This window comes from Streptococcus sanguinis, from assembly GCF_020729765.1.
Taxonomy (GTDB): domain Bacteria; phylum Bacillota; class Bacilli; order Lactobacillales; family Streptococcaceae; genus Streptococcus; species Streptococcus sanguinis_Q.
In genome coordinates this window covers 12,360-36,568 of record NZ_JAJEPD010000066.1, presented here as the reverse complement: position 1 = coordinate 36,568, position 24,209 = coordinate 12,360, and the positions used below count along the sequence as shown (strand labels likewise).

The window sequence follows — 24,209 nt, the reverse complement described above, 5'->3', positions numbered from 1 at the left end:
TAATACAACGCAGGTCCATCTGGTAGTGATGCAATTGCATCTTTCAATTAATTATCATGCGACAATTAATATCATGCGGTATTAGCTATCGTTTCCAATAGTTATCCCCCGCTACCAGGCAGGTTACCTACGCGTTACTCACCCGTTCGCAACTCATCCAAGAAGAGCAAGCTCCTCTCTTCAGCGTTCTACTTGCATGTATTAGGCACGCCGCCAGCGTTCGTCCTGAGCCAGGATCAAACTCTCATTAAAAAGTTTGAGTTCGCACTCATTACTGTCCACTGACAGATTTATTTTCGTTTTTTGACAGGTTACATATCTCTATGTCACCCTGCACTTGGTTCGTCTTGTTCAGTTTTCAAAGGGCTTTGTCTTTCGCGACAACTATATTAGTATATCACCTATACCACCAACCTGTCAATACCTTTTTTGAAAAAATTTAAAAGTTTTCTAGAATTTTTTATTCATCAGAGGCTAGCCTCTATTAAAGAGTGGGAAGATAAGCTTCCTCACCTAGTTGACGAGCTAATAAACCAGCTCTCGCCAGCTGAAGCAAAGTCTTTGTGAATTCATAAATATGATCTGTTTCACTTRCGGTCAACTCTTTTTTAGAGAACCTTCTTCTTAAAGCTTTGTAATCTCGACCTTCCTGTTGAAAGAAGGTAGCATCTTGTAAATAGGTTTTTACATTTTCCAGATTTTCTAAAATACCAAGATGAAAAGCAGCAGAAGAAAAGGTTTTATCAAAAGGTTGGGTACAGACACTCCGAAACTCTACTGTCCCCCGTGTCGTCAAATCTTGATACTGGTAACTTCTGTGATTCTTGAAGTCTGCTTCCCTTGGAGTCAAGTTTGCTTTTTCACCTGAAAGGCTATAAGCTTCAATAGTTTTCTGGCTCAAGTATTCATTAGCAGCTATCGGATAGAAATAGTAGGATTGACMATTTCGTTCAGCAGTGAAAAGCGCTGATTTACTAAGATAAGTAAAAAAATCATCTTCAGTTTGAAAATCTTTCGAATTCACACCCGCATTTTCCTGTAAAATGCCATGCATTGATTGCTCCCAGAAAATATCCCGAGCTATTTTTGTATCCCAAGAAGAATCAGAAAACTCTGAATTGGCAAAAAGGTATGCCTTAGCAGCTTCAATTTGATTGAAGACATTGATAACAGTCAAATAATTCTCTCTTGAAACATCCAACTGCACTTGACTCCCACAAATAAAAGCTCCATATTCTGGATAATTGTGCAGACCATCCATGTTCTTTCMCATAGCTAAATACTGCATCAACATTTCATATCTTGGATACTTAACTGGACTATTATCATTTTCTGCCCAGAAAGGATGAATTCCTTTACCTTGAATTTCATGGTTTTCTTTGCGTAGAATTGGCTGAATAATGTTCAGATAGTTCTTAAAACGCTCTTCAACTTCTTGAATTCTGCTAGCCTTGGCAAAAGCAAATTCCAAAGTATTGTAAGAGACCTCAAAAAGAATTCTGTCTTCATTTTTAGTAGATTTCAGTTGGATGGGGTTCCCGTCTCTATCAAATCGTTCCGACTCAAATTCATACTCTTCCAACAGACGTTTCAAGAGATTTTTTGCAACATTTGTATCAGTCGCTCCGCCCTGACTATTGACAATAGGAAATTCTAACTCAATGCCAATGTAGATAGTTGGATTTTCTTTGATATTCTTTAAATAGCGTTCTTTTAAAATTTGGATTGAATCCATCATTTCCATTTCCTATAAATTTTTGATAGTGTTAGAGTATTATAACAAAATTTCAGGTATTTTCCTAGCCTCATACAAAAACGCCTGCTTACGAAATTGTTTTTGCCTTAAAAGCAATTTCGTAAACAAGCGTCTACCTATTATCAACTATATGATGAGTGTTCCCGCTAGGAAAAATCCTAGCGGTAGACCAGAGCTAGACTAAGAATAGAGATTCTATTCCATCATCATAACACTCAACAAAGATTGATGATCTTATACCAATTCGATGATTGCCATTGGCGCAGCATCTCCGCGGCGCGGTTCAGTTTTCAGGATACGAGTATATCCACCGTTGCGCTCTGCATAGCGTGGTGCAATCTCAGAGAACAATTTTTGAAGAGCAGTAGTTGTAGTATACTTTTCTGTTGCTTCATCATAGTTTTCTGATGCGATTTCATTGCGTACAAAAGCTGCTGCTTGACGACGAGCGTGCAAGTCTCCACGTTTGCCCAATGTAATCATTTTTTCAACTGTTTTACGAATTTCTTTAGCACGAGCTTCAGTTGTCACGATTGATTCGTTGATCAGCAAATCAGTAGTCAAATCGCGAAGCATTGCTTTACGTTGTGAGCTAGTGCGTCCTAGTTTACGGTAAGCCATGTATTCCTCCTTTATTTATCGTTTTTTAACCCCAGACCGAGATCAGCAAGTTTAACTTTTACTTCTTCCAGACTCTTGCGTCCCAAGTTACGAACTTTCATCATTTCAGGCTCAGATTTTTCTGTCAAATCAAATACAGTATTGATACCTGCACGTTTCAAACAGTTGTATGAGCGAACTGACAAATCTAATTCTTCGATGGTCCGTTCCAAAATGCGGTCATCAGAAGTCTTTTCTGCTTCCTTCATAACGTCTGCAGCGATAGCTACTTCTGTCAGGTTAGTGAAGAGATTCAAGTGTTCCGTAAGGATGCGGGCTGAAAGTCCCAAAGCATCTTCTGGAATAATTGTTCCATTCGTTAAAATTTCAAGGGTTAGTTTGTCAAAACCATCGTTGCTACCAACACGAGCTGGCTCAACCTGGTAATTAACTTTTGTCACTGGCGTATAGATAGAATCCACCGCAAGTGTTCCCACTGGCGCATCATCTTTCTTATTTTCATCTGCAGGCACATAACCACGACCACTGTTAACAGTCATCGTTGCTTTAAAGCTTGCGCCTTCTCCGATTGTAAAGAGATAATGATCAGGGTTTATAATTTCAATATCACTGTCTGTCAAAATGTCTCCGGCAGTTACTTCTGCTGGTCCTTCAACATCCAGTTCAATAATCTTTTCGTCTTGGACGTAAGATTTTACAGCAATCCCTTTGACGTTCAGAATAATTTGCATCACGTCTTCACGGACACCAGAAATTGTATCAAACTCGTGTAACACACCTTCAATATTAATTGAAGTAACAGCAGCACCTGGAAGTGAAGCCAAAAGCACACGGCGAAGAGAATTTCCCAGCGTTGTACCATAGCCACGCTCAAGCGGCTCTACTACAAACTTGCCATAATCTTTATTTTCATCAATTTTTGTTATATTTGGTTTTTCAAACTCAATCATTTGCTATACTCCCTCTTAAACGAAAAGCAGTGTAACGGTTGGTGATTATACACGGCGACGTTTTGGAGGACGAGCACCATTGTGTGGTACAGGAGTCACATCACGAATAGCTGTTACTTCAAGACCAGCGGCAGCAAGAGCACGAATAGCAGACTCACGACCAGAACCTGGACCTTTTACAGTAACTTCAACTGATTTCAGACCGTGTTCCTGTGCAGATTTAGCAGCTGCTTCAGATGCCATTTGGGCAGCAAATGGTGTAGATTTACGAGAACCTTTAAATCCAAGAGCTCCAGCAGATGACCAAGCAATCGCGTTACCATGCACATCAGTAATCATAACAATAGTGTTATTAAATGTAGCGTGAATATGAGCAATACCGGATTCGATATTTTTCTTCACACGACGTTTACGTGTTGGTTTAGCCAAGACTTTTTACCTCCTTATATTATTTTTTCTTACCTGCAATCGCAACAGCTTTACCTTTACGAGTACGGGCATTATTTTTAGTGTTTTGTCCACGGACAGGAAGTCCACGACGGTGACGGATTCCACGGTATGAACCGATTTCCATCAAACGCTTGATGTTCAAGTTTACTTCACGACGAAGGTCACCTTCAACTTTAATCGCATCTACTTCACGACGGATAGCGTCTTCTTGTTCGATTGTAAGATCTTTTACACGGATGTCTTCTGAAACTCCAGCAGCTGCCAAAATTTTCTTAGAAGTTGGAAGTCCGATACCGTACACATAAGTCAGTGAAACGACTACACGTTTGTCATTTGGAATGTCAACTCCAGCAATACGAGCCATTTTTTCTCCTTTCTATCTTATCCTTGACGTTGTTTGTGTTTAGGATTTGCTGGGCAAATTACCATAACACGACCATTACGACGAATAACTTTGCAGTATTCGCAAATTGGTTTGACCGATGGTCTTACTTTCATTTTTTCCCTCCAAGTTTTTCGATTATTTAAAGCGGTATGTGATCCGTCCACGTGTCAAATCATAAGGACTCATTTCTACAGTCACACGGTCTCCCGCTAAAATACGAATATAGTTTTTACGAATTTTACCAGAAACTGTTGCTAAAATCTGATGTCCATTTTCAAGTTCAACCGTAAACATTGCATTAGGCATTGTATCAACTACCTTGCCTTCAACCTCAATCACATCGTCTTTTGCCACGCAAAAGTACCTCCATAAATTTCGATTTGATCCCTCTGAGCACAGAGGTAACAATTATAAGTCAGACTAATTCATTGTATCACTACTTGTCAAATATTGCAAGCAGGAAAAACGCTTTTATTTCAAATTTGTCAAGACTTTTTCGATAGCTAAGAAGACATCATTAATATCTTGATTTCCTTGAATATCATGGACCAGACCTTTGCTGCGGTAGTGTTCAATAATCGGCTGACCTTGTGCGATATTGACATCCAAACGACGTTTAACTGTCTCAGGCTTGTCATCTTCGCGCTGGTAGTAATCCTCTTCTTTGTAGTCTGCTGGCGGATTGAAGACCTTGTGGAAGGTTTCGCCTGTTTCACGATGGATAATCCGACCACTCAAACGCTCAAGTAAGCTGTTAGGATCCACTTCGATATTGATAACGCCGTCCAAAGCTAAATCAAGCTCTGCTAGCGTTTGATCCAAGGCATTTGCTTGCTCAATCGTGCGTGGGTAACCATCCAACAAGAAACCTGTTTCTTTGATGTCATCCTGTGAAAGACGTTCTTTAACGATTCCGTTTGTGACTTCATCTGGCACCAACTCGCCCTTGTCAATATAGGACTTGGCTAAAACGCCCATCTCTGTTTGGTTAGCAATCGCCGCACGAAACATATCTCCGGTTGAAATATGTGCAACATTGAAGCGCTCAACGATTTTAGCAGCTTGAGTTCCTTTACCAGCACCTGGTAAGCCCATAATCAAAAGATTCATGATTGGTCTCCTTTTTTGTTTTTAAAGCAATCTATTAAACCGATTAATAAACTCGTTTAAAAACAAAATAGAAGGGGGTGAGTCTACTCTGTCCCCTTTTATTTTGTTTATTTTCGGTTCAAGAAAGGTTATCTGAACAGGCTTCTCATTAGAAAAGCAATTCAAAAGTTCCCTTACTCTGAAGTATCCATAAAGCCAACATACTTTCTCTTCAGCAGGTAGCCTTCTAGCTGTTTCATTCCCTCAATACCAGTTGAGATGATGATCAAGAGACTGGTTCCTCCAAGAGCAACGGCATCTGTCAATCCAAATACATCTTTAGCCAAAATAGGCAGGATAGAAATGAAACCTAGGAAGAGAGATCCCACTGTTGCCAAACGACGCAACAGCTTAGACATGTAGTCTTCTGTTCCTTTACCAGGACGAACTCCTGGAATGTAGGCTCCGCTCTTTTGCAGATTTTCTGCTGTCTTCTCTGGATTAATCTGTACAAAAGTATAGAAGAATGTAAAGAGGACGATCAGGAAGGCGTACATGAACATACCACTAATGGTCGTTGTTGCCAAAAGTGACTGAGCTGTCTTAACCCAATCTGCGTCATAGCCCAAGGCACTGACAACTTGGAAAATCGCTGCCGGTGCAGCTGTAATCGAGCTGGCAAAGATTACTGGAATAACCCCAGCCGGATTGACTTTCAGTGGCAGATAGGAGCTAGAAGGTGCACCCTTAGCTACTTTCGTATACTGAACTGGAATTTTATACTCAGCCTGCTGTACAAAGGTTGTAAAGTAAATGATAAGCAGGACTGCCACAGTCAGAATCCCTACAAAAATGAAGGATGAAGTCAAACGATCACTAGGAATATTGACAAAGTAATCTTCATAGATACCTTTAATCATATCAGGGATAGCTGAAACGATACCAGCAAAGATAATCATGGAAACGCCATTTCCGTAACCCTTGTCTGTAATCTGCTCACCTAGCCAAGTTACAATCATTGAACCAGTTGCTAGAAGAACGCAAATCAAAGCGTAGGTCTGAACATTAGGATTGGCAACCAGATTAGCTCTTGAGAGAGTATCAAAACCAGCGGTAATCCCAATTGCCTGCACAAAGGCCAAAACTAGGGCGATATAACGAGTCGCTTGATTCAGCTTCCTCCGTCCTACTTCCCCTTGCTTGCCCCACTCTACAAACTTCGGAAGCAAATCCATTTGCAGCAACTGAACAACGATAGAAGCTGTGATGTAAGGACTGACTCCAAGTGCAAAAACAGAGAAGTTGCGCATGGCGTTACCAGAGACCAAGCTCAGCATATTCAGGAATGGCAAATCATTCAAATTGCTTAAGGCTTTGGCATTAATCCCTGGAACCGTTATGGTTGTACCGATACGGAAAACTAAGATGATAAAAATCGTGAACAGAATCTTAGACCGTACCTGTTTGATTTTAAATGCGTCTTTTAATAGTTTGAAAAACATAGGTCACCTCGCTTAGATGACTTCCACTGAACCACCTTTAGCAGTGATAGCTTCTTCAGCTGATTTAGAGAATCTAGCTGCCTTAACAGTCAATTTCTTTGTCAATTCTCCGTTACCAAGAATCTTGATACCTGATTTTTCAGCTTTTACAATACCTGCTTCGATGAGAACAACTGGTGTTACTTCAGCGCCATCTTCAAAGGCGTTCAGTTGGTCAAGGTTAACAATCGCATATTCTTTGCGGTTGATGTTCAGGAAACCACGTTTTGGAAGACGACGGAACAATGGAGTTTGTCCACCTTCAAAACCAAGGCGAACGCCGCCACCGCTACGAGCTTTTTGACCTTTTTGACCACGGCCAGATGTTTTACCGTTACCAGATGATGTACCACGACCAACACGGTTGCGGACTTTACGAGAACCTGCAGCAGGTTGTAATTCATGAAGTTTCATTATATTATTTCTCCTCTTTTGTAAAATGCTAGCGCTCATATAGGAGAAAAGGTGTCTCCTATATAAACTCGCCTATACATATATTTAGTTTTAGGGGCTGAGAAAATCCCATCCCCTAACGTATTTTAATTTAAAGTTGTTAAACCAGCAAAGCTTATTTAACTTCTTCAACAGTTACCAAGTGTGATACTGCAGTAATCATACCGCGTACTGCTGGGTTATCTTCTTTGATAACTGAGCTGTTCAATTTGCCAAGTCCAAGTGCTACAACAGTTTTACGTTGTGACGGGATGCGTCCGATTGGAGACTTAGTCAAAGTAATTTTAATTTGAGCCATATTATCCCCTTTCTTATGCCAAGTCAGAAACTGAAATACCACGAAGGGCAGCAACTTCTTCAGCGCGTTTTAATTGTTTCAAACCTTCAACAGTTGCGCGAACGATGTTGATTGGAGTGTTAGAGCCAAGAGATTTAGATGTAACATCTGCTACACCTGCCAACTCGATGACGGCACGAACCGCACCACCAGCAGCAACTCCAGAACCCTCAACAGCTGGCTTAAGCAATACTTTAGCTCCGCCAAATTCTGAAAGAACTTCGTGAGGAATTGTTGTGCCAACCATTGGTACTTCAATTAAATTCTTCTTCGCATCTTCAACTGCTTTACGGATTGCTTCTGGTACTTCTTGAGCTTTACCGGTACCGAAGCCAACACGACCATTGCGATCACCAACAACTACAAGAGCTGCAAAGCGAAGACGACGTCCACCTTTAACAACTTTTGTAACACGGTTGATGGCAACTAAACGTTCTTCAAGTTCAACTGCGTTGTCTTTAAATGCCATTTTCTAGTGTCCTCCTCTTAGAATTTCAATCCGTTTTCACGAGCTGCATCAGCCAAAGCTTTTACACGTCCGTGATAGAGATATCCACCGCGGTCGAAGACGACTTCAGAAATACCTTTAGCAACTGCACGTTCAGCAACGAGCTTACCAACAACAACGGCTTGTTCTGTTTTAGTTCCTTTTGAAACTTCTTTGTCAAGAGTTGAAGCGCTTGCGAGCGTTACACCCGCTACGTCATCAATCACTTGAGCGTAGATGCCTGTATTAGAACGGAATACGTTCAAACGTGGGCGATCAGCAGTTCCAGAGAGTTTTCCGCGAACGCGACGGTGGCGTTTTTGGCGGATTTTATTTTTATCTGGTTTCGTAATCACAATTTTCACCTCTTAATTTTAATCTTGTGCTTATGCACAACCTTGGAAAACAGCTTGCTTGGCTGAAAAAATCAGCCAGACAAGATTATTTACCAGTTTTACCTTCTTTACGGCGAACAAATTCACCAACGTAGCGGATACCTTTACCTTTGTATGGCTCTGGAGCACGCAGGCTACGTACGTAAGCTGCAGTTTGTCCAACTACTTCTTTTGAAATTCCGCTGACAACGATAGTTGTTGGGTTTGGAAGTTCAAAAGTGATGCCTTCTGGAGCTTCTACTTCGTCTGGATGAGATTTACCAACTGAAAGTACAAGCTTTTTGCCTTGAAGTTGAGCACGGTAACCAACCCCACGCATTTCAAGTTCTTTCTTGAATCCTTCTGATACACCAACAACCATGTTGTTCAAAAGGGCACGAGTTGTTCCGTGGATTGTTTTCATTTCTTTTGAATCGTTTGGACGGTGAAGCGTTACTTCAGTTCCTTCCACACGGATTTCAATATCTTTTGAGAACTCACGAGTCAGTTCTCCTTTAGGTCCTTTTACAGTTACAACGTTGTCTTTGTTGCTGATTTCAACACCAGCTGGCAACACGATAACTTTATTACCAATACGTGACATGTATATATTCTCCTGTTAGATTGTCAGGCCGTAAGCGACCAGTTTTCACGGGGCTTAAATCGATTTCTCGATTTAAAAGAACATTTAGGTTTCAATTTCAAAGTGAATCTAGGCATCGTCTCGCAGGCATAACTTTTGGTTAGGCAAGAGACGATAACGAAGAGTCACAAAGACATTGGGAACTAAATATTACCAAACGTAAGCGATAACCTCACCACCAACATTCTTTTGGCGTGCTTCTTTATCAGTCAGCAAACCTTCAGATGTTGAAAGGATAGCAATTCCAAGTCCGTTCAGAACTTTTGGAAGATCTTCGCGTTTCTTGTAAACACGCAGACCTGGTTTTGAAACGCGTTTCAAACCAGTGATAACTTTTTCACCATTTTGTCCGTATTTAAGGAATACACGGATGATGCCTTGTTTGTCATCTTCGATGATTTCAACGTTTTTTACAAAACCTTCACGCTTCAGGATTTCAGCGATCCCTTTTTTGATGTTTGATGCAGGCACTTCAAGCACTTCGTGGTTTGCTTGGTTAGCATTACGGATACGTGTCAGAAAGTCTGCAATTGGGTCAGTCATAACCATTTTATATTTCTCCTCTTACTAGTAGTTTGCAAGCTGCACTTGCTAGTTAATGATTGAGCTGGGCTCAGATTGTATTGACACATTCGAATAAGATAACTCTTATTTGAACACGAGCTACAACCTGGGCAAAAAAGATAAATTTGTTTTGGAGCATCGCTCCTTCACCAAATTTCCTATTTTTGCTGTGGTTGTTACGCTCTTTGTATCATGATATTACCAAGATGCTTTGGTAACGCCAGGGATTTGTCCTTTGTATGCTAATTCACGGAAGCAAACACGGCAAAGTTTAAACTTGCGGTAAACGGAATGTGGACGGCCACATTTTTCACAACGAGTATAAGCTTGCGTAGAGAACTTAGCTGGGCGTTTGTTCTTAGCAATCATTGATTTTTTAGCCATTTGTTTTACCTCCTATATTATTTTGCAAAAGGCATTCCAAGGCCTGTAAGCAATTCGCGTGACTCTTCGTCAGTGTTAGCAGTTGTTACGATAACGATGTCAAGACCGCGAGTCTTATCAACGTCATCAAAGTTGATTTCTGGGAAGATCAATTGTTCTTTCACACCAAGTGTGTAGTTTCCGCGTCCATCAAAAGATTTTGTTGGAACACCGTGGAAGTCACGAACACGTGGAAGAGAAACTGAAACCAATTTATCCAAGAATTCATACATACGTTCGCCACGAAGGGTTACTTTAGCACCGATCGCTACACCTTCACGAAGACGGAAGCCGGCGATTGATTTTTTAGCTTTAGTGATAAGTGGTTTTTGACCTGAGATAAGAGCCAATTCTTCAGCAGCTTTTTCAAGGTTTTTAGCGTTTGATACAGCGTCACCGACACCCATGTTCAAAACGATTTTATCCACTTTTGGCACAGCCATAACAGATGAGTAGTTGAACTTTTCAGTCAAAGCTGGAACTACTTCTTTAAGATATTTTTCTTTTAAACGATTTGCCATTATACTTCTCCTTTCCTTCGTGATTAGTCAAGCACTTCGCCTGATTTTTTATTGTAACGAACTTTTTTGCCGTCTACAAACTTGTAGCCAACACGTCCTGCAACTCCATTCTTGTCAAGCACTTGAACGTTTGACACATGGATTGGCGCTTCTTTTTCCACGATAGCACCTTGAGGGTTTTCGTTATTTGGCTTTTGGTGTTTCTTAACGATGTTTACACCTTCAACAACAACTTTGTTTACTTTTGGAAGAGCTGTAACAACAAGTGCTTCAACACCCTTGTCTTTACCAGCAATTACGCGAACTTTGTCGCCTTTTTTTACAAACATTTATTTCTCCTCTTAATTCTTACGCCCATAGGGCACCCTGACTTTTGCCAGGGGACTGTGTTTGTTAATTTTGATTAAAGTACTTCTGGAGCCAATGATACGATCTTCATGAAGCCGCCGTCACGCAATTCGCGAGCAACTGGGCCGAAGATACGAGTTCCGCGAGGAGTTTTGTCTTCACGGATGATGACTGCAGCGTTTTCGTCAAATTTGATGTATGAACCATCTTTACGACGAGCACCTGATTTAGTACGAACGATAACAGCTTTTACAACGTCACCTTTCTTAACCGCACCACCAGGAGTAGCTTGTTTTACAGACGCAACGATTACATCACCGATGTTAGCGAACTTACGTCCTGAGCCACCAAGAACTTTGATTGTCAAGATTTCGCGAGCGCCGCTGTTGTCGGCAACTTTCAAACGAGTTTCTGTTTGAATCATTTAAGTTTTCTCCTTTCTGGTTTGATTAGATGATAACCGCTTCTTCAACGACTTCTACAAGACGGAAGCGTTTTGTAGCTGAAAGCGGACGAGTTTCCATGATACGAACGATATCGCCTTCTTTGGCAACATTGTTTTCGTCATGTGCTTTGTACTTCTTAGAGTAGTTAATACGTTTGCCATAGACTGGGTGGTTACGTTTAGTTTCAACTACAACTGTGATTGTTTTGTCCATTTTGTCAGAAACAACGCGTCCGACAAGAACTTTACGATTATTGCGTTCCATTGAAATTCTCCTTCCCTAGTCTATTATTTAACTTCTGATTGAACAGTTTTGATACGAGCGATTTGTTTTTTCACTTCTTTCAGGCGAGCTGTCTGCTCCAATTGGCCAGCAGCTGCTTGGAAACGAAGATCAAACAATTCTTTCTTCAATTCATTTTCACGCTTCGCGAGTTCTTCTTGAGAAAGACCACGAAGTTCTTTAACAAATTCTTTTACTTCATTAAGTTTCATGCCTTCTCCTTATTCTGCTTCACGTTTTACGAATTTACATTTAACTGGAAGTTTGTGGCTTGCAAGGCGAAGTGCTTCGCGAGCGATTTCTTCTGAAACGCCAGCAACTTCAAACATTACTTTGCCACGCTTAACTGGCGCAACCCAACCTTCTGGAGCACCTTTACCAGATCCCATCCGTACACCGATAGCTTTTGCAGTGTATGATTTGTGTGGGAAGATTTTAATCCAAACTTTACCACCACGCTTCATGTAACGAGTCATAGCGATACGGGCAGCTTCGATTTGGCGGTTAGTGATCCAGTGGCTAGTAGTTGCTTGAAGACCGTATTCTCCAAATGCTACTTCTTTTCCGCCTTTAGCTTCACCGCGCATTTTTCCACGGAATTCGCGACGGTGTTTAACACGTTTAGGTACTAACATTGGTTATTTACCTCCTTTAGTGTTTTTACGAGCTGGAAGGACTTCTCCACGGTAGATCCAGACTTTAACACCCAGTTTACCGTAAGTAGTGTCAGCTTCTTCCCAAGCGTAATCGATATCCGCACGAAGAGTGTGAAGCGGAACAGTTCCCTCAGAGTAACCTTCGCTGCGGGCAATATCTGCACCATTCAAACGACCTGATACTTGAGTTTTGATTCCTTTAGCTCCTGCACGCATTGTACGTTGGATAGCTTGTTTTTGAGCACGACGGAAAGCAACACGCTGCTCAAGCTGGCGAGCAATTCCTTCACCAACCAGATGCGCATCCAAGTCAGGACGCTTGATTTCGATGATGTTGATGTGGACTTGTTTTCCAGTCAATTTGTTGAGTTTTGCACGAAGTGCATCAACGTTTGCTCCACCTTTACCGATAACCATACCTGGCTTAGCAGTGTGAAGAGAAACGTTTACTTTGTTTACTGCGCGTTCAATTTCAATAGTTGAAATCGCTGCGTCAGCCAATTCTTTTTGAACGAATTTACGGATTGCAAGATCTTCATGAAGGTAATCCGCGTATTCTTTTTCAGCATACCATTTGGCATCCCAATCACGGATGATGCCGACACGCATACCAATTGGATGTACTTTTTGACCCACGATGTTACCTCCTTATTTTTCTGCAACAACCACAGTAATGTGGCTTGTGCGTTTGTTGATTGGTGAAGCTGAACCTTTAGCGCGCGGACGGAAACGTTTCATAGTTGGTCCTTCGTTTGCGAAAGCTTCAGATACTACCAAGTTTGCTTTTTCCAAACCAAAGTTGTTTTCAGCATTAGCGATTGCAGAGTTCAACACTTTTTCGATAATGCCAGCAGCTTTGTTTGGCGTGAATTTCAAGATTGCGATTGCGTCAGCGACGTTTTTACCACGAATATTGTCAAGAACCAGACGAGATTTACGAGGTGAAACACGCACTGTACGAGCCATTGCTTTAGCTGAAGTAATTTCTGCCATTTATGTTCTCCTTATTTTCTACGTGTTTTCTTGTCGTCTGCAGCGTGACCCTTGTAAGTACGAGTTGGCGCAAATTCACCAAGCTTGTGACCTACCATGTCTTCCTGGATGTAAACAGGTACGTGTTTACGTCCGTCATAAACTGCGATTGTGTAACCAATGAAACTTGGGAAGATCGTTGAACGACGTGACCAAGTTTTGATGACTTTTTTCTTTTCGTCGTTAGCTTGAGCTTCAACTTTCTTCATCAGATGCTCATCGACGAAAGGTCCTTTTTTAAGACTGCGTCCCATTTTATATTTTCTCCTTTAAATAAGTACCACAGCGGCCTGCGCTGACTAAGCAGCGCTACCGAGCTGGCGGATAGATTGTTTTAAATTATTTCTCGTTGCGACGACGAACGATAAGTTTGTCAGATTTCGCTTTTTTGTTACGAGTTTTAAGCCCAAGAGCAGGTTTGCCCCATGGAGTAGATGGCGCTTTACGACCAACTGGTGCTTTACCTTCACCACCACCGTGTGGGTGATCGTTAGGGTTCATTACAGAACCACGAACTGTTGGGCGGATACCTTTCCAACGGCTACGTCCTGCTTTACCAAGGTTTACAAGTCCATGTTGTTCGTTTCCGACAACACCGACTGTAGCGCGGCAAGTGCCAAGAATCATACGAACTTCGCCTGATTGAAGACGAACAAGAGTGTACTTACCTTCTTGACCCAATACTTGAGCAGAAGCTCCAGCAGCACGAACCAATTCTCCACCACGACCCGGCTTCAACTCAATGTTGTGAACCAAAGTACCAACTGGGATGTTAGCAAGCGGAAGAGCGTTTCCGACTTTGATATCTGCTTCAGGGCCTGAAACGATGCGTTGACCAACTTCAAGACCTTTAGGAGCGATGATATAAGCCTTCACACCGTCAGTGTAGTGAACCAAAGCGATGTTTGCTGAACGATTTGGATCATACTCAATTGTTTTTACAACTGCTTCAACAGCGTCTTTGTTACGCTTGAAGTCAATCAAACGGTAGTGACGCTTGTGGCCGCCACCTTGGTGACGAACAGTGATGCGACCGTTGTTGTTACGACCAGCCTTGCTCTTCAAAGAAACAAGCAAAGATTTTTCTGGAGTGCTGGTAGTGATTTCAGCGAAATCCAAAGAAGTCATATTACGGCGACCGTTTGTTGTTGGTTTATAAACACGAATTCCCACGATATTTCCTCCTTAGATTATTCTTCTTCTGCACCGAACAACTCGATTGCTTTAGAATCAGCTGTCAGTGTTACGATAGCTTTTTTAGTTTTGTTTGTAAAACCAGTGTAGCGTCCAACGCGTTTTGCTTTTGGTTTTACATTGATAGTGTTAACGTTAGCAACCTTAACTCCTTCAAAAGCAGCTTCAACAGCTTGCTTGATCAAAAGTTTGTGAGCGCGAGTGTCCACTTCAAATACGTATTTGCCTGCTTCGTACTGAGCCATTGAGCCTTCAGTGATAACAGGTTTTTTGATTACGTCGTACAAATTCATTATGCAAGAACCTCCTCAATTTTAGAGATAGCTGCCTGAGTAACCAGAAGTTTATCGCTGTTTACGATGTCCAGAACGCTTGCAGTTGTTGCAGTTGCAACTTTCACGTTTGGAAGGTTGCGAGCTGAAAGTGCAGCGAATTCATTTCCTTCTTCAAGGATAACAAGAACTTTCGTATCAATGCTCAGTGCAGCAAGCACTTTTGCAAACTCAGCAGTTTTTGGAGCTGTAAATGAAAGGCTGTCTACAGCTACGAATTTGTTTTCAGCAACTTTTTCAGAGTAAACTGATTTCAATGCCAATCTACGAACTTTACGTGGAAGTTTGTAAGCATATGAACGAGGAGTTGGACCGAATACGATACCACCACCACGCCATTGTGGAGAGCGGATAGAACCTTGACGAGCACGTCCAGTTCCTTTTTGACGCCATGGTTTGCGTCCGCCGCCTGATACTGCAGAACGGTTTTTAACAGCGTGAGTTCCTTGACGAAGGCTAGCGCGTTGGCTGATGATAACATCAAAGACAACTGATTCATTTGGTTCAATACCAAAGACCGCATCGTTCAGAACTACTTCACCAGCTTCTTTACCAGTTTGGTCAAATAATTTTACGTTTGCCATTGTGACTGATTTCCCCTTTCTTTATTATTTACCAGCTTTAACTGCTGACCTGATAGTGATAAGAGATTTCTTAGCACCTGGTACGTTACCTTTAATCAGGATAACGTTCTTCTCTGGAACAACCTGTACGATTTCAAGGTTTTGAATTGTTACGCGGTTGCCACCCATACGTCCAGCCAAGCGTTTGTTTTTGAACACGCGGTTTGGCGCAACTGGTCCCATTGAACCAGGACGACGGTGGTAACGTGAACCGTGAGCCATTGGACCACGAGATTGGCCGTGGCGCTTGATAACACCTTGGAAACCTTTACCTTTTGAAGTTCCTGTTACATCAACAACATCACCAGCTTCGAATGTATCGACAGTGATTTCTGCTCCTACTTCCAAGCCTTCAATGTTTTTGAATTCACGAATGAAGCGCTTAGGAGCTGTGTTAGCTTTCGCTACATGGCCTTTGGCAGGTTTGTTGCTCAATACGTCACGAAGGTCATCAAAACCAACTTGAACTGCGTTGTAACCATCTGTTTCAACTGTTTTAACTTGAAGAACAACGTTTGGAGCTGCTTCAACAACAGTTACAGGGATTAATTCGCCAGCTTCAGTGAAGATTTGAGTCATTCCCACTTTTTTCCCTAAGATTCCTTTTGTCATGAGAAAATGTTTCCTTTTCTATAATTTTTTTCAAAAAGTTTTTAACGAGCGTTTTTCATGCTCTGGTTTAGATCAAGCTTTAGATTAAAGTTTAATCTCTACGTTCACACCACTTGGAAGATCCAGTTTCATCAAAGCATCAACTGTTTTTTGAGTTGGGTTGATGATATCAATCAAGCGTTTGTGAGTACGCATTTCAAATTGTTCGCGAGAGTCTTTGTATTTGTGAGTCGCACGAATGATTGTGTAGAGGCTGCGCTCAGTTGGAAGTGGGATTGGACCCGCAACTTCAGCACCAGTACGAGTAGCAGTTTCTACGATTTTTGCAGCCGCTGTGTCAAGTGTACGATGTTCGTAAGCTTTCAAACGGATGCGGATTTTTTTGTTTGCCATCTTTTTCTCCTTTTCGTCTATTTAAGATAATAGGCTAGCTCCACAAGAAAACCGACAGGTGATTGCGTGGCAATGCAACCGAGCGTGTCGCAACCTCTTGCATCAAAGCTACACGCTGTATTTTTACAGCACCATAGTATCTTAACACAAAGAACCAGTCATTGCAAGGGATTTGAGTAATTTTTTAAAGATTTTTAGGATGATTTTTTATGAAAGTGTTTTCTAAACAATTTATAAGTCCTGTAAGTCATTATCTAGAAGAAAATTTAGACTTTTTCACCTATTTATTCAAGTTTGTATTCAGAAAATACAAAATCCCACTGACGCACATCAGTGAGACTAGAAACGAAAATTTACCCTTGGCTACTTTGTTTTATAGTAAGGGGCTGTCCTTTTCGATGCGAAAGCTATTGCCCGACTGGCAGATGACAAGGTCTGCAGCTGCTAGATAGGGTTGATAAAAGTGCCTATATTGCTCTCGTCGAGCCAGATGCATCTGCTCTATCCACTCTGGCCTGCGCTCTCGCACAGCCACATCCCGTGCCAAGCGTCGTTCTAACTCAGTCTGATCGTCCGTGTAAAAGCAAAGCGACAAATCAAACAAGCTTTCAGGCAAAAAGGCAGCCGACATACCTTCTACTATCAGAATAGGCTTTTGGGCTGATAATCGCAAGCTAGGCGACCAAGCTGTGCCAATGGTCAGAATATCCAGACCAGACTGCAAGGCACAAATATCTCGTTCCAGACTCCCGAGCTCATGAACAGCTGGGAGGCAGGCTGTGACTTTTTGATGAGGAAAATCTTTGGAACTGAGCAAATCTCGATACTCTCCAGTAATTACATAAGGATCTGTTTCCAACAGATTGGCTCGGTCCTCACCCAAGGCTAGCTGGAGTCTTCGAGCAAAAGTTGACTTGCCCGAAGCACCATGACCATATATACGTATAGTATGTTTCTGGTCGTCTGACAGATACGCTATCAATCTTTTCAGCAATTTCTCTTCATCAGACATGGCTTGTCCTTTCAAATGGAGACTCTTAGAAATTTCGGCTGGATTTATTGTAGCCGTAGCGCTCAATAAAGTCTTCACGGAATTCCAGCAAGTTGTCATCCATGATAGCTTGGCGGACCTTCTTCATAAGGTTTACCAAGAAGTAGAGGTTGTGATAGCTGGTCAGGCGGATGCCGAAGGTCTCGTCCGCTTTGAGCAAGTGGCGGATATAGGCCCGCGTGTAGTTGGTACATGTGTAGCAGTCACAGTTGTGGTCAAGCGGCGTGAAATCTTCCTCAAACTGGGCATTTTTAACAACTAGACGTCCTTCGCTGGTCATACAGGTACCGTTTCGGGCAATCCGAGTCGGCAGGACGCAGTCAAACATATCCACACCACGGATAACCCCGTCAATCAAGCTATCTGGCGCTCCAACTCCCATGAGATAGCGAGGCTTGTTTTCAGGCAGCATAGGCGTTGTGAAGTCCAGCACAGCATTCATCTCTTCGTGGGACTCACCAACAGCCAGTCCTCCAATAGAGTAGCCCGGGAAATCCATGCTGACCAAGTCTTGAGCAGACTGACGACGCAAATCTTCAAATCCAGCACCCTGAACAATACCAAAGAGTCCTTGGTCGTGTGGACGGCTGTGGGCCTTGAGTCCACGCTCTGCCCAACGGCTAGTCCGCTCAATGGACTTCTTGACATAGTCATACGGCTGGTAGAACTGCGGGCATTCATCAAAGGACATCATAATGTCACTGCCCAGATTGTTCTGGATAGAGATGGCCTTTTCTGGAGATAGGAACATTTTGGAACCATTGAGGTGGTTTTTAAAGGTTACTCCTTCTTCTGTGATGTTGCGGCTGTCAGCTAGAGAATAGACCTGAAAACCTCCGCTATCCGTCAGAATAGGCTGGTCCCAGTTCATGAACTTATGCAGGCCACCTGCACGGGCAATCAGCTCATCGCCCGGCCGCAGCCAAAGGTGGTAAGTATTGGACAAGATAATCCCTGAACCCATTTGCTTGAGCTCTTCTGGTGACTGGGTCTTGACCGTCGCCTGGGTACCAACCGGCATAAACATAGGCGTCGGAAAAGTCCCGTGAGGCGTGATAATTTCCCCCAAACGAGCACCTGTATGCTTTTCTTTTTTAATCAAACGATATTGAATCGGTGATGTTGACATGTTTCCTCCTGCTGGGAAAAACAGTCCCAGCGATTTTTCTTCTATATAATGAGCAGCAAGGGCTCACAAGATACCGTATGATTTTACCAAAAAAACTTCTATCTGTCACGGGGTATGATATAATGTAACAGACAAATCCAAATGGAGGAATTATGAATCTAAGTAACATCAGAGCTCAGGCTCGTACCGTCCGCAGCCAAACGAGAGGGATTTTTCTTTTGTTTGCGGCCCCAACCCTTGTCAGCATCCTCAGCATCTTACTTTCCCTTAATGACAATCTAAGAGATTCCATTCCCAGCCTAACTTTTAGCCAGTCCATCTATCACCTCATTAGCAAAAATCTTTTCCCGACAACCATCCAGTTTATCTTGACCTTGCTAATGCTTTCTGCCAGCTATACCATGATAAAGGTTCTTCGTAAGACAGAGGATGATGTCAACTTTTCAGATATAGGACATCTTTTTACGAGCAAGACTTTCACACCTGTCTTCAAGACGGTTTTACTCAAGCAGCTGCTGATTTTTCTTTGGAATATTCCTATGTTCTGCGGGAGTCTTCTAGCAATCTTTAATGCTTATAAAATCCTCTCTATTTCGGAAAAAATCCCAGCCCATACAGTAGTGACGGCTCAAAGTGCTGCAGGCCAGCAGATTCTTCAATACACCCCTAGCATGTTACTGGGAACCCTCTTGATATTCACTGGCTTAGGTATTGCCATCCCTCAGTACTATGCCTATGCTCAAGCAGAGTTCATCCTCTATGACCAGCTTGAGGCTGGGAATTACCAGGGAGCTTTCTATGCTATCCGTCAAAGCCGGAAGCTAATGAAAGGCTATAAAGGAAAGCTTTTTATGCTTAATCTGAGCTTCATCGGCTGGAATTTATTGGCCAGATTAACTTACGGCTTGCTGAATTTTATAGTTCTCCCTTATACGGCGACAGCTTACATTCTCTTTTATGAAGAATTGAAAAAAGAAAACGCAATCTCACATGAAAACAACCCACAGGCACAGGACTCCTTGTCCTAAGCTTGTGAGTTGTTTTTTATTTACTATTATATTCTGTCTTGTCCAGGGCAGAGCAGATTTTGTCAAAGGCTGCCTCTAGTGAATCCTCATCTGTGAAAAAGGCTTCCTCTTCCCAGCCTAAGAAGTTTCTGTCTTTCCACCAGCGCTTCATGTCGGCTGGGGTAAATTCTTCTTGTTTAGCTCTGGTCTGATGGCGACGGACTGTTTCTTCAAAGGATAGGCCATAGTAGTAAGCAAAGACCTGCGGAGCGAAGATTTTTTTCAACCGTTCTAGCATCTGTCCATAAATGTCTGTCTCATAAAATCCTTCTACCAGAACCAGCAAATCATGTTCGTAACCGAAGTGTGCCAATGTCTCTGTCAGGTCAATAGACAAATTCCCTGGCTCAACCTTTTCCTTGAGCATGTCCCGTCTAACCGTATCCTGCGATATCAGGAGAGTTCCTCGGCCGTAGTGAGTCTGCAGTTTCCCAGCGAGACTAGACTTGCCAGAGCCCGAATTGCCACGAATGATGACTAACTTGGCCATCTTATTCGCTCAGAATCAAGCGTGTATGCTCGCGTTTAATGCAGCGGTCCATGACAATATCATCCCGACCGGCTGCCCGCAAAATCTGCTCAGCCTCCTCACTCTCCAAGCCCAACTGAGCCCAGAAAATCTTGGCATCCGTCTGCAGAAAATCAAGTGCCACATCCGGCAAAAACTCACTGCGGCGGTATACATCGACAATATCTACCGGAAAAGGAATATCTTTGAGACTGGCATAAACAGTTTCACCAAAAATCTGACTGCCCGCTGCCCGCGGATTGACTGGAATAATGCGATAGCCCCGCTCCTGCATCTCCTTGGACACACGGTTGCTGGTCGTTTCTTCGCGGTCAGACAGTCCAACAACAGCAATCACCTTGCTGTTTTTCAGATAATGCTTGACGATGGCGTCGCTAGGATTTTGAAAATGATAAGTCATAGACTTCCTCCTCATTCATAATAAAGCTGGATAGTTTTACAGTATTTGCGTCTTAACTGAATCTGGGCTAAAATCTTGGAAATAGATAATCCGTTCTAGGAGCATCGCTCCTTCGTCCGAATTGCTAATTTTCAGTCGGTTTTTACGCTCTTTGTATCTTGTTTTATTTCGCCTCGTACCAAGTTTGGCCGGCATTTTCATCAGCTACTAGTGGAACGGCTAGCTCAATCGCGGCTTCCATGGTTTCTTTGACTAGCTGGCGGACGGCTGTTAGCTCGTCATTTGGCACTTCCAGTACGATTTCATCGTGAACCTGCAGGAGCATGCGAGACTTGAAATTCTTCTCTGTCAGAGCTCGGTCCAGATTAATCATAGCGACTTTGAGAATATCTGCAGCGGAGCCTTGGATCGGGCTGTTAATAGCTGTGCGCTCCGCAAAATTTCGGATGTTAAAGTTGCGGGAATTGATGTCCGGTAAGGAGCGACGGCGATGATAAATGGTCTCTACATAGCCCTTATCACGCGCTTCGCGAACAATCGTTTCCATATAATTTTTGATTCCTGGGAAACGCTCAAAATAGGTCTCAATGTAGTCCTTAGCAGCCTTGCGGGAAATTCCCAAATTATTGGCCAGCCCGAAGTCGGAAATGCCATAGACCACTCCGAAGTTCACAGCCTTGGCATTGCGACGGTCATTTGGTGTCACATCCTCTGCCTTTTCAATACCAAAGACCCGCATGGCGGTAGCCGTGTGAATGTCTTCTCCATGCTGAAAGGCAGCAATCAAATGCTCGTCCTTAGAAATATGAGCCAGCACCCGCAGCTCAATCTGGGAATAATCCGAGCTGAGTAGCACACTATCTGCCCACTCTGGTACAAAGGCCTTGCGAATGAGGCGCCCCTGCTCCAAACGAACGGGGATATTCTGCAAGTTCGGATCAACCGAGGACAAGCGGCCCGTCTGGGTCAAATCCTGAACATAGCGAGTGTGAATCTTACCGTCAGCCGCTATCGCCTCCTGTAGGCCAATGATATAAGTAGACTGGAGTTTGCTGATTTGACGGTATTCCAGAATCTTAGACACAATCGGTGCAATCGGCGCTAAACGCTCCAGCACATCAACTGCTGTCGAGTAACCTGTCTTGGTCTTTTTGGTGTACTCCAGCGGCAACCCCATATCCTCAAAGAGAACGGTTCCCAGCTGTTTCGGCGAGTTAATATTAAACTCCTGACCAGCCAGATCATAAATCTCCTGCGTTAGACTTTCCAGCGTCTTTTCATTTTCTGTCTGCATGCCCTGCAGGGTTTCCCGCTCAACCTTGATTCCCGCAATCTCCATCTTGGCTAAGACAAAGGCCAGCGGCTGCTCCATTTCAAGCAACAAATCCAGCTGATCGTGGGAACGGAGCTGTTCTTGCATAGGCTCTTCTGTTTCCAGCAGTACTTGAACCTTACGAGCTAGATGCTCAAAGAGCTGGTCTTGCTCCGGCAGAGCACGCTTGGCTCCCTTGCCATACACCTCGTCATCCGTCGGCAGGATTGTTTGGCCGTAGAGGCGAGCAATAGTCGCCAGCTCATTATCCTCGACCGTCGAAAGCAGATACTTGGCTAGGCGCGCATCAAAGGCCGCTGCTGGCAGTTCAATGCCGTAATGACTGAGCAGTACCTTGGTCCGCTTGAGGTCGTAAGTTTTCAGAGCTGTTTTTGTCAAAAACTCCTGAAAGAGAGGTTGCTGTAGTAAATCGCTGGTGCCGACATAAATCTGACGGCTATCGCCCCAGGCAAGACCGACAATCTCTTCCTTGTGGTAGTTGTCACCCAAGATTTCAAAATAGAAGAATTGCTCTGGTGCCAACATATCTGCTGTCACCTCAGTCACTTTGGTAAATTCAATTGGTTTGACTTCTACCGGCTCTTGACCAGTTCCTAGCTGCGCTTTGAGTTGCTTGAAGCCCATCTCGTCATAGAACTTGCTCAGGGCCTCTATCCGCGGACCACTGTAGACCAAATCATCCAGCCCGATTTCAATCGGAGCCTGAGTATTGATGGTAGCTAGGGTTTTTGATAAGAAGGCCTTGTCCTTGTCATTAATCAGATTTTCCTTCATCTTAGAAGCCTTGAGCTGGTCAATGTTTTCATAGAGATTTTCCAAAGAGCCATACTCCAAGAGGAGCTTGAGACCAGTCTTCTCACCAATCTTAGTCACGCCGGGGATATTGTCCGACTGATCGCCCATCAGCGCCTTGAGGTCGATGAACTGCTCTGGCGTGATGCCCATCTTTTCCATGAGATAGGCTGGGGTAAACTCCTCAAACTCGGCCACGCCTTTCTTGGAAATTTCCACCACGGTATTTTCATCCGTCAACTGAATCAAATCTTTATCGCCACTGACAATGGTCACATCGTAAGGCACAGCTGTCTTTTCAGCCATCTTGTCCAAGGTCCCGATAATGTCATCCGCCTCGTACTGAGCCAAGTCATAGAAGTGAATGCCTAGGTGCTTCAGCATTTCTCGTATAAAAGGCAACTGCTCACGAAATTCATCCGGTGTCTTAGCCCGACCAGCCTTATAGTCAGCATACATCTCGGTCCGGAAGGTCGTCTTACCAGCATCAAAAGCTACCAGGACATGAGTCGGCTGCACGCGCTCCAGGAGATGATTGAGCATGAGGTGGAAGCCATAAATGGCATTAGTATGCAGGCCCGATGGACTCTTGAAACGGTCAATTTGATTATAAAGCGCAAAAAAAGCGCGAAAAGCAACGGACGAACCATCGATTAATAATAATTTATTCTTATTTTCCATAGGTTTATTATAACACGAAAGGGAGACAAAGACCGAAACAGCGATGTGGAAAATAGGTAGAAAATGAATTGAGATTTAAATTTTGCTATAATCATTTTATGAACAATACCTACTATTTTATCCGTCATGCGCATTCTAACGATACACCTGATGAAATCAACCGACCATTATCAGACAAAGGGCAAGAATCCTTGGCGCAGCTTGACTTTTTAGCAGACAAACCCATTACCGCCATTTATTCCATTCCTTACCGAAGAGCCATCCAGACGGTTGAACCTTTGGCTCAGAGTTTGAAACTCGCTATTCAAACCGACAAACGGCTAATAGAGCGAAAGCTAAGTAGTCAAGCGATTGCCGACCAAGACTTTGAAGAAGCCCTCATGCAACTTTGGTCACAGCCGACTTTTTCATTTGTTGGTGGCGAGTCTAATCAACAAGCTCAACAGCGAGCCTTAGCCTTTCTTCATGAACTGGAAAGCAAACACCAAAACGAAGAGATTATCATTAACTCCCATGGTAACCTTATCTGCATTTTACTAAGCGCATTCGATTCCAACATTGATTATAACTTTTGGCATAAGCTTCCCATGCCAGATGTGCTGGTTTTAGATAAAAACAAAAAAATCACTCACCTCCTATAAAATATGGTATCGACTAGCAAGACTTGGCTAAATATTATCGCTCTTATATGTTATAATATAAAAACTGGAGGTAA

At 43.0% G+C, this 24,209-nt stretch carries 37 protein-coding genes and 1 rRNA gene; 2 read left to right on the top strand and 36 right to left on the bottom strand.

All coding sequences use genetic code 11. From position 1 onward, the window contains the following. From K4H96_RS09270 to tgt, 33 genes are all read right to left on the bottom strand, one after another. Positions 1-252: ribosomal RNA gene (locus tag K4H96_RS09270) — 16S ribosomal RNA — on the bottom strand; the annotation flags it as partial. 232 nt (positions 253-484) lie between these two features. After that, positions 485-1,744, bottom strand: coding sequence for a gamma-glutamylcysteine synthetase (locus K4H96_RS09265; protein WP_227956483.1), 1,260 nt, complete (start codon positions 1,742-1,744; stop codon positions 485-487). Positions 1,745-1,990: 246 nt separating this feature from the next. Beyond that, positions 1,991-2,377, bottom strand: a complete 387-nt coding sequence (gene rplQ / locus K4H96_RS09260) for a 50S ribosomal protein L17 (RefSeq protein ID WP_002894521.1) — start codon at positions 2,375-2,377, stop codon at positions 1,991-1,993. An 11-nt stretch (positions 2,378-2,388) separates the two neighbouring features. Next, positions 2,389-3,327 (bottom strand): DNA-directed RNA polymerase subunit alpha, encoded by a 939-nt coding sequence (locus K4H96_RS09255; RefSeq protein WP_002894519.1) that lies wholly within the window; start codon positions 3,325-3,327, stop codon positions 2,389-2,391. A gap of 45 nt (positions 3,328-3,372) precedes the next feature. Then, the gene (gene rpsK, locus K4H96_RS09250) at positions 3,373-3,756 is read right to left on the bottom strand and encodes a 30S ribosomal protein S11 (RefSeq protein ID WP_001118385.1); all 384 of its coding nucleotides are present in this window, start codon (positions 3,754-3,756) and stop codon (positions 3,373-3,375) included. 19 nt (positions 3,757-3,775) lie between these two features. After that, entirely contained in the window at positions 3,776-4,141 is a 366-nt protein-coding gene (gene rpsM / locus K4H96_RS09245; protein ID WP_002894516.1) for a 30S ribosomal protein S13, read from the bottom strand. Between the two features lie 17 nt (positions 4,142-4,158). Next, entirely contained in the window at positions 4,159-4,275 is a 117-nt protein-coding gene (gene rpmJ / locus K4H96_RS09240; RefSeq protein WP_001808836.1) for a 50S ribosomal protein L36, read from the bottom strand. A 22-nt stretch (positions 4,276-4,297) separates the two neighbouring features. Continuing rightward, positions 4,298-4,516, bottom strand: coding sequence for a translation initiation factor IF-1 (gene infA, locus K4H96_RS09235; RefSeq protein WP_001029883.1), 219 nt, complete (start codon positions 4,514-4,516; stop codon positions 4,298-4,300). 117 nt (positions 4,517-4,633) lie between these two features. Beyond that, a complete protein-coding gene (locus K4H96_RS09230; RefSeq protein ID WP_223338107.1) occupies positions 4,634-5,272 on the bottom strand; it encodes an adenylate kinase in 639 nt (212 codons plus the stop codon). A gap of 173 nt (positions 5,273-5,445) precedes the next feature. Further along, entirely contained in the window at positions 5,446-6,753 is a 1,308-nt protein-coding gene (gene secY / locus K4H96_RS09225) for a preprotein translocase subunit SecY (protein WP_223338106.1), read from the bottom strand. A 12-nt stretch (positions 6,754-6,765) separates the two neighbouring features. Beyond that, positions 6,766-7,206 carry a 50S ribosomal protein L15 gene (gene rplO, locus K4H96_RS09220; protein WP_223338105.1) on the bottom strand — a complete coding sequence of 147 codons (441 nt, stop codon included), beginning with the start codon at positions 7,204-7,206 and terminating at the stop codon, positions 6,766-6,768. Positions 7,207-7,360: 154 nt separating this feature from the next. Then, a complete protein-coding gene (gene rpmD, locus K4H96_RS09215; protein WP_002894509.1) occupies positions 7,361-7,543 on the bottom strand; it encodes a 50S ribosomal protein L30 in 183 nt (60 codons plus the stop codon). 13 nt (positions 7,544-7,556) lie between these two features. Beyond that, positions 7,557-8,051 (bottom strand): 30S ribosomal protein S5, encoded by a 495-nt coding sequence (gene rpsE, locus K4H96_RS09210; protein WP_002894506.1) that lies wholly within the window; start codon positions 8,049-8,051, stop codon positions 7,557-7,559. Positions 8,052-8,068: 17 nt separating this feature from the next. Then, positions 8,069-8,425: a 50S ribosomal protein L18 gene (gene rplR, locus K4H96_RS09205; RefSeq protein ID WP_009659213.1), complete on the bottom strand. Its 357-nt coding sequence runs from the start codon at positions 8,423-8,425 to the stop codon at positions 8,069-8,071. 85 nt (positions 8,426-8,510) lie between these two features. Continuing rightward, positions 8,511-9,047 carry a 50S ribosomal protein L6 gene (gene rplF / locus K4H96_RS09200; protein ID WP_002894503.1) on the bottom strand — a complete coding sequence of 179 codons (537 nt, stop codon included), beginning with the start codon at positions 9,045-9,047 and terminating at the stop codon, positions 8,511-8,513. 189 nt (positions 9,048-9,236) lie between these two features. Next, complete coding sequence (gene rpsH, locus K4H96_RS09195) at positions 9,237-9,635, bottom strand: 30S ribosomal protein S8 (protein WP_002899666.1); 399 nt, start codon at positions 9,633-9,635, stop codon at positions 9,237-9,239. Between the two features lie 213 nt (positions 9,636-9,848). Continuing rightward, complete coding sequence (locus tag K4H96_RS09190) at positions 9,849-10,034, bottom strand: type Z 30S ribosomal protein S14 (RefSeq protein ID WP_001085697.1); 186 nt, start codon at positions 10,032-10,034, stop codon at positions 9,849-9,851. A gap of 17 nt (positions 10,035-10,051) precedes the next feature. Then, the gene (gene rplE, locus K4H96_RS09185; protein WP_002894499.1) at positions 10,052-10,594 is read right to left on the bottom strand and encodes a 50S ribosomal protein L5; all 543 of its coding nucleotides are present in this window, start codon (positions 10,592-10,594) and stop codon (positions 10,052-10,054) included. Between the two features lie 23 nt (positions 10,595-10,617). Beyond that, positions 10,618-10,923, bottom strand: coding sequence for a 50S ribosomal protein L24 (rplX, locus tag K4H96_RS09180; RefSeq protein ID WP_002894497.1), 306 nt, complete (start codon positions 10,921-10,923; stop codon positions 10,618-10,620). Positions 10,924-10,997: 74 nt separating this feature from the next. Beyond that, on the bottom strand, positions 10,998-11,366 hold the full coding sequence (gene rplN / locus K4H96_RS09175; RefSeq protein ID WP_002894494.1) for a 50S ribosomal protein L14: 369 nt from the start codon (positions 11,364-11,366) through the stop codon (positions 10,998-11,000). A 25-nt stretch (positions 11,367-11,391) separates the two neighbouring features. After that, positions 11,392-11,652: a 30S ribosomal protein S17 gene (gene rpsQ / locus K4H96_RS09170; protein ID WP_000440801.1), complete on the bottom strand. Its 261-nt coding sequence runs from the start codon at positions 11,650-11,652 to the stop codon at positions 11,392-11,394. 23 nt (positions 11,653-11,675) lie between these two features. Further along, positions 11,676-11,882, bottom strand: coding sequence for a 50S ribosomal protein L29 (gene rpmC, locus K4H96_RS09165; protein ID WP_002894488.1), 207 nt, complete (start codon positions 11,880-11,882; stop codon positions 11,676-11,678). 9 nt (positions 11,883-11,891) lie between these two features. Then, on the bottom strand, positions 11,892-12,305 hold the full coding sequence (rplP, locus tag K4H96_RS09160; protein WP_000960948.1) for a 50S ribosomal protein L16: 414 nt from the start codon (positions 12,303-12,305) through the stop codon (positions 11,892-11,894). Positions 12,306-12,308: 3 nt separating this feature from the next. After that, the gene (rpsC, locus tag K4H96_RS09155; RefSeq protein WP_002894486.1) at positions 12,309-12,962 is read right to left on the bottom strand and encodes a 30S ribosomal protein S3; all 654 of its coding nucleotides are present in this window, start codon (positions 12,960-12,962) and stop codon (positions 12,309-12,311) included. Between the two features lie 12 nt (positions 12,963-12,974). Beyond that, positions 12,975-13,319: a 50S ribosomal protein L22 gene (gene rplV / locus K4H96_RS09150; protein WP_002894484.1), complete on the bottom strand. Its 345-nt coding sequence runs from the start codon at positions 13,317-13,319 to the stop codon at positions 12,975-12,977. Between the two features lie 11 nt (positions 13,320-13,330). Beyond that, positions 13,331-13,612, bottom strand: coding sequence for a 30S ribosomal protein S19 (rpsS, locus tag K4H96_RS09145; RefSeq protein ID WP_000533766.1), 282 nt, complete (start codon positions 13,610-13,612; stop codon positions 13,331-13,333). 85 nt (positions 13,613-13,697) lie between these two features. Then, entirely contained in the window at positions 13,698-14,531 is an 834-nt protein-coding gene (gene rplB / locus K4H96_RS09140; protein ID WP_002894482.1) for a 50S ribosomal protein L2, read from the bottom strand. Positions 14,532-14,548: 17 nt separating this feature from the next. Then, a complete protein-coding gene (locus tag K4H96_RS09135; RefSeq protein WP_002894481.1) occupies positions 14,549-14,845 on the bottom strand; it encodes a 50S ribosomal protein L23 in 297 nt (98 codons plus the stop codon). Continuing rightward, positions 14,845-15,468 carry a 50S ribosomal protein L4 gene (gene rplD / locus K4H96_RS09130; RefSeq protein ID WP_002894480.1) on the bottom strand — a complete coding sequence of 208 codons (624 nt, stop codon included), beginning with the start codon at positions 15,466-15,468 and terminating at the stop codon, positions 14,845-14,847. The genes K4H96_RS09135 and rplD overlap by 1 nt, the downstream gene beginning before the upstream one ends. A gap of 24 nt (positions 15,469-15,492) precedes the next feature. Continuing rightward, on the bottom strand, positions 15,493-16,119 hold the full coding sequence (gene rplC / locus K4H96_RS09125; RefSeq protein WP_223338104.1) for a 50S ribosomal protein L3: 627 nt from the start codon (positions 16,117-16,119) through the stop codon (positions 15,493-15,495). 84 nt (positions 16,120-16,203) lie between these two features. Further along, the gene (rpsJ, locus tag K4H96_RS09120) at positions 16,204-16,512 is read right to left on the bottom strand and encodes a 30S ribosomal protein S10 (RefSeq protein ID WP_002894478.1); all 309 of its coding nucleotides are present in this window, start codon (positions 16,510-16,512) and stop codon (positions 16,204-16,206) included. A gap of 373 nt (positions 16,513-16,885) precedes the next feature. Continuing rightward, complete coding sequence (locus K4H96_RS09115; protein WP_223338103.1) at positions 16,886-17,524, bottom strand: uridine kinase family protein; 639 nt, start codon at positions 17,522-17,524, stop codon at positions 16,886-16,888. 25 nt (positions 17,525-17,549) lie between these two features. Next, positions 17,550-18,692, bottom strand: coding sequence for a tRNA guanosine(34) transglycosylase Tgt (gene tgt / locus K4H96_RS09110; protein WP_125337957.1), 1,143 nt, complete (start codon positions 18,690-18,692; stop codon positions 17,550-17,552). A 152-nt stretch (positions 18,693-18,844) separates the two neighbouring features. On the opposite strand from tgt, the gene K4H96_RS09105 reads away from it, so the two are divergent. Next, positions 18,845-19,720, top strand: a complete 876-nt coding sequence (locus K4H96_RS09105; protein ID WP_223338102.1) for a DUF975 family protein — start codon at positions 18,845-18,847, stop codon at positions 19,718-19,720. 16 nt (positions 19,721-19,736) lie between these two features. Here K4H96_RS09105 and K4H96_RS09100 read toward each other — a convergent pair whose 3' ends face one another. The 3 genes from K4H96_RS09100 to polA form a co-directional block, all read right to left on the bottom strand. Beyond that, entirely contained in the window at positions 19,737-20,249 is a 513-nt protein-coding gene (locus K4H96_RS09100; protein ID WP_223338101.1) for a kinase, read from the bottom strand. A gap of 1 nt (position 20,250) precedes the next feature. Continuing rightward, positions 20,251-20,688 (bottom strand): CoA-binding protein, encoded by a 438-nt coding sequence (locus K4H96_RS09095; RefSeq protein ID WP_223338100.1) that lies wholly within the window; start codon positions 20,686-20,688, stop codon positions 20,251-20,253. A gap of 163 nt (positions 20,689-20,851) precedes the next feature. After that, the gene (polA, locus tag K4H96_RS09090) at positions 20,852-23,494 is read right to left on the bottom strand and encodes a DNA polymerase I (protein ID WP_223338099.1); all 2,643 of its coding nucleotides are present in this window, start codon (positions 23,492-23,494) and stop codon (positions 20,852-20,854) included. Positions 23,495-23,592: 98 nt separating this feature from the next. On the opposite strand from polA, the gene K4H96_RS09085 reads away from it, so the two are divergent. Then, complete coding sequence (locus K4H96_RS09085) at positions 23,593-24,135, top strand: histidine phosphatase family protein (RefSeq protein ID WP_223338098.1); 543 nt, start codon at positions 23,593-23,595, stop codon at positions 24,133-24,135. Positions 24,136-24,209 lie beyond the last annotated feature (74 nt).

Coding starts and splice junctions, on each gene's coding strand:
- rplQ (WP_002894521.1), bottom strand. CDS start 2,377: ATGGCTTACCGTAAACTAGGACGCACTAGCTCACAACGTAAAGCAATG.
- K4H96_RS09255 (WP_002894519.1), bottom strand. CDS start 3,327: ATGATTGAGTTTGAAAAACCAAATATAACAAAAATTGATGAAAATAAA.
- rpsM (WP_002894516.1), bottom strand. CDS start 4,141: ATGGCTCGTATTGCTGGAGTTGACATTCCAAATGACAAACGTGTAGTC.
- rpmJ (WP_001808836.1), bottom strand. CDS start 4,275: ATGAAAGTAAGACCATCGGTCAAACCAATTTGCGAATACTGCAAAGTT.
- K4H96_RS09230 (WP_223338107.1), bottom strand. CDS start 5,272: ATGAATCTTTTGATTATGGGCTTACCAGGTGCTGGTAAAGGAACTCAA.
- secY (WP_223338106.1), bottom strand. CDS start 6,753: ATGTTTTTCAAACTATTAAAAGACGCATTTAAAATCAAACAGGTACGG.
- rplO (WP_223338105.1), bottom strand. CDS start 7,206: ATGAAACTTCATGAATTACAACCTGCTGCAGGTTCTCGTAAAGTCCGC.
- rpmD (WP_002894509.1), bottom strand. CDS start 7,543: ATGGCTCAAATTAAAATTACTTTGACTAAGTCTCCAATCGGACGCATC.
- rpsE (WP_002894506.1), bottom strand. CDS start 8,051: ATGGCATTTAAAGACAACGCAGTTGAACTTGAAGAACGTTTAGTTGCC.
- rplF (WP_002894503.1), bottom strand. CDS start 9,047: ATGTCACGTATTGGTAATAAAGTTATCGTGTTGCCAGCTGGTGTTGAA.
- rpsH (WP_002899666.1), bottom strand. CDS start 9,635: ATGGTTATGACTGACCCAATTGCAGACTTTCTGACACGTATCCGTAAT.
- K4H96_RS09190 (WP_001085697.1), bottom strand. CDS start 10,034: ATGGCTAAAAAATCAATGATTGCTAAGAACAAACGCCCAGCTAAGTTC.
- rplE (WP_002894499.1), bottom strand. CDS start 10,594: ATGGCAAATCGTTTAAAAGAAAAATATCTTAAAGAAGTAGTTCCAGCT.
- rplX (WP_002894497.1), bottom strand. CDS start 10,923: ATGTTTGTAAAAAAAGGCGACAAAGTTCGCGTAATTGCTGGTAAAGAC.
- rplN (WP_002894494.1), bottom strand. CDS start 11,366: ATGATTCAAACAGAAACTCGTTTGAAAGTTGCCGACAACAGCGGCGCT.
- rpsQ (WP_000440801.1), bottom strand. CDS start 11,652: ATGGAACGCAATAATCGTAAAGTTCTTGTCGGACGCGTTGTTTCTGAC.
- rpmC (WP_002894488.1), bottom strand. CDS start 11,882: ATGAAACTTAATGAAGTAAAAGAATTTGTTAAAGAACTTCGTGGTCTT.
- rplP (WP_000960948.1), bottom strand. CDS start 12,305: ATGTTAGTACCTAAACGTGTTAAACACCGTCGCGAATTCCGTGGAAAA.
- rplV (WP_002894484.1), bottom strand. CDS start 13,319: ATGGCAGAAATTACTTCAGCTAAAGCAATGGCTCGTACAGTGCGTGTT.
- rpsS (WP_000533766.1), bottom strand. CDS start 13,612: ATGGGACGCAGTCTTAAAAAAGGACCTTTCGTCGATGAGCATCTGATG.
- K4H96_RS09135 (WP_002894481.1), bottom strand. CDS start 14,845: ATGAATTTGTACGACGTAATCAAAAAACCTGTTATCACTGAAGGCTCA.
- rplD (WP_002894480.1), bottom strand. CDS start 15,468: ATGGCAAACGTAAAATTATTTGACCAAACTGGTAAAGAAGCTGGTGAA.
- rplC (WP_223338104.1), bottom strand. CDS start 16,119: ATGACAAAAGGAATCTTAGGGAAAAAAGTGGGAATGACTCAAATCTTC.
- rpsJ (WP_002894478.1), bottom strand. CDS start 16,512: ATGGCAAACAAAAAAATCCGCATCCGTTTGAAAGCTTACGAACATCGT.
- K4H96_RS09115 (WP_223338103.1), bottom strand. CDS start 17,524: ATGTCTGATGAAGAGAAATTGCTGAAAAGATTGATAGCGTATCTGTCA.
- tgt (WP_125337957.1), bottom strand. CDS start 18,692: ATGTCAACATCACCGATTCAATATCGTTTGATTAAAAAAGAAAAGCAT.
- K4H96_RS09105 (WP_223338102.1), top strand. CDS start 18,845: ATGAATCTAAGTAACATCAGAGCTCAGGCTCGTACCGTCCGCAGCCAA.
- K4H96_RS09100 (WP_223338101.1), bottom strand. CDS start 20,249: ATGGCCAAGTTAGTCATCATTCGTGGCAATTCGGGCTCTGGCAAGTCT.
- K4H96_RS09095 (WP_223338100.1), bottom strand. CDS start 20,688: ATGACTTATCATTTTCAAAATCCTAGCGACGCCATCGTCAAGCATTAT.
- polA (WP_223338099.1), bottom strand. CDS start 23,494: ATGGAAAATAAGAATAAATTATTATTAATCGATGGTTCGTCCGTTGCT.
- K4H96_RS09085 (WP_223338098.1), top strand. CDS start 23,593: ATGAACAATACCTACTATTTTATCCGTCATGCGCATTCTAACGATACA.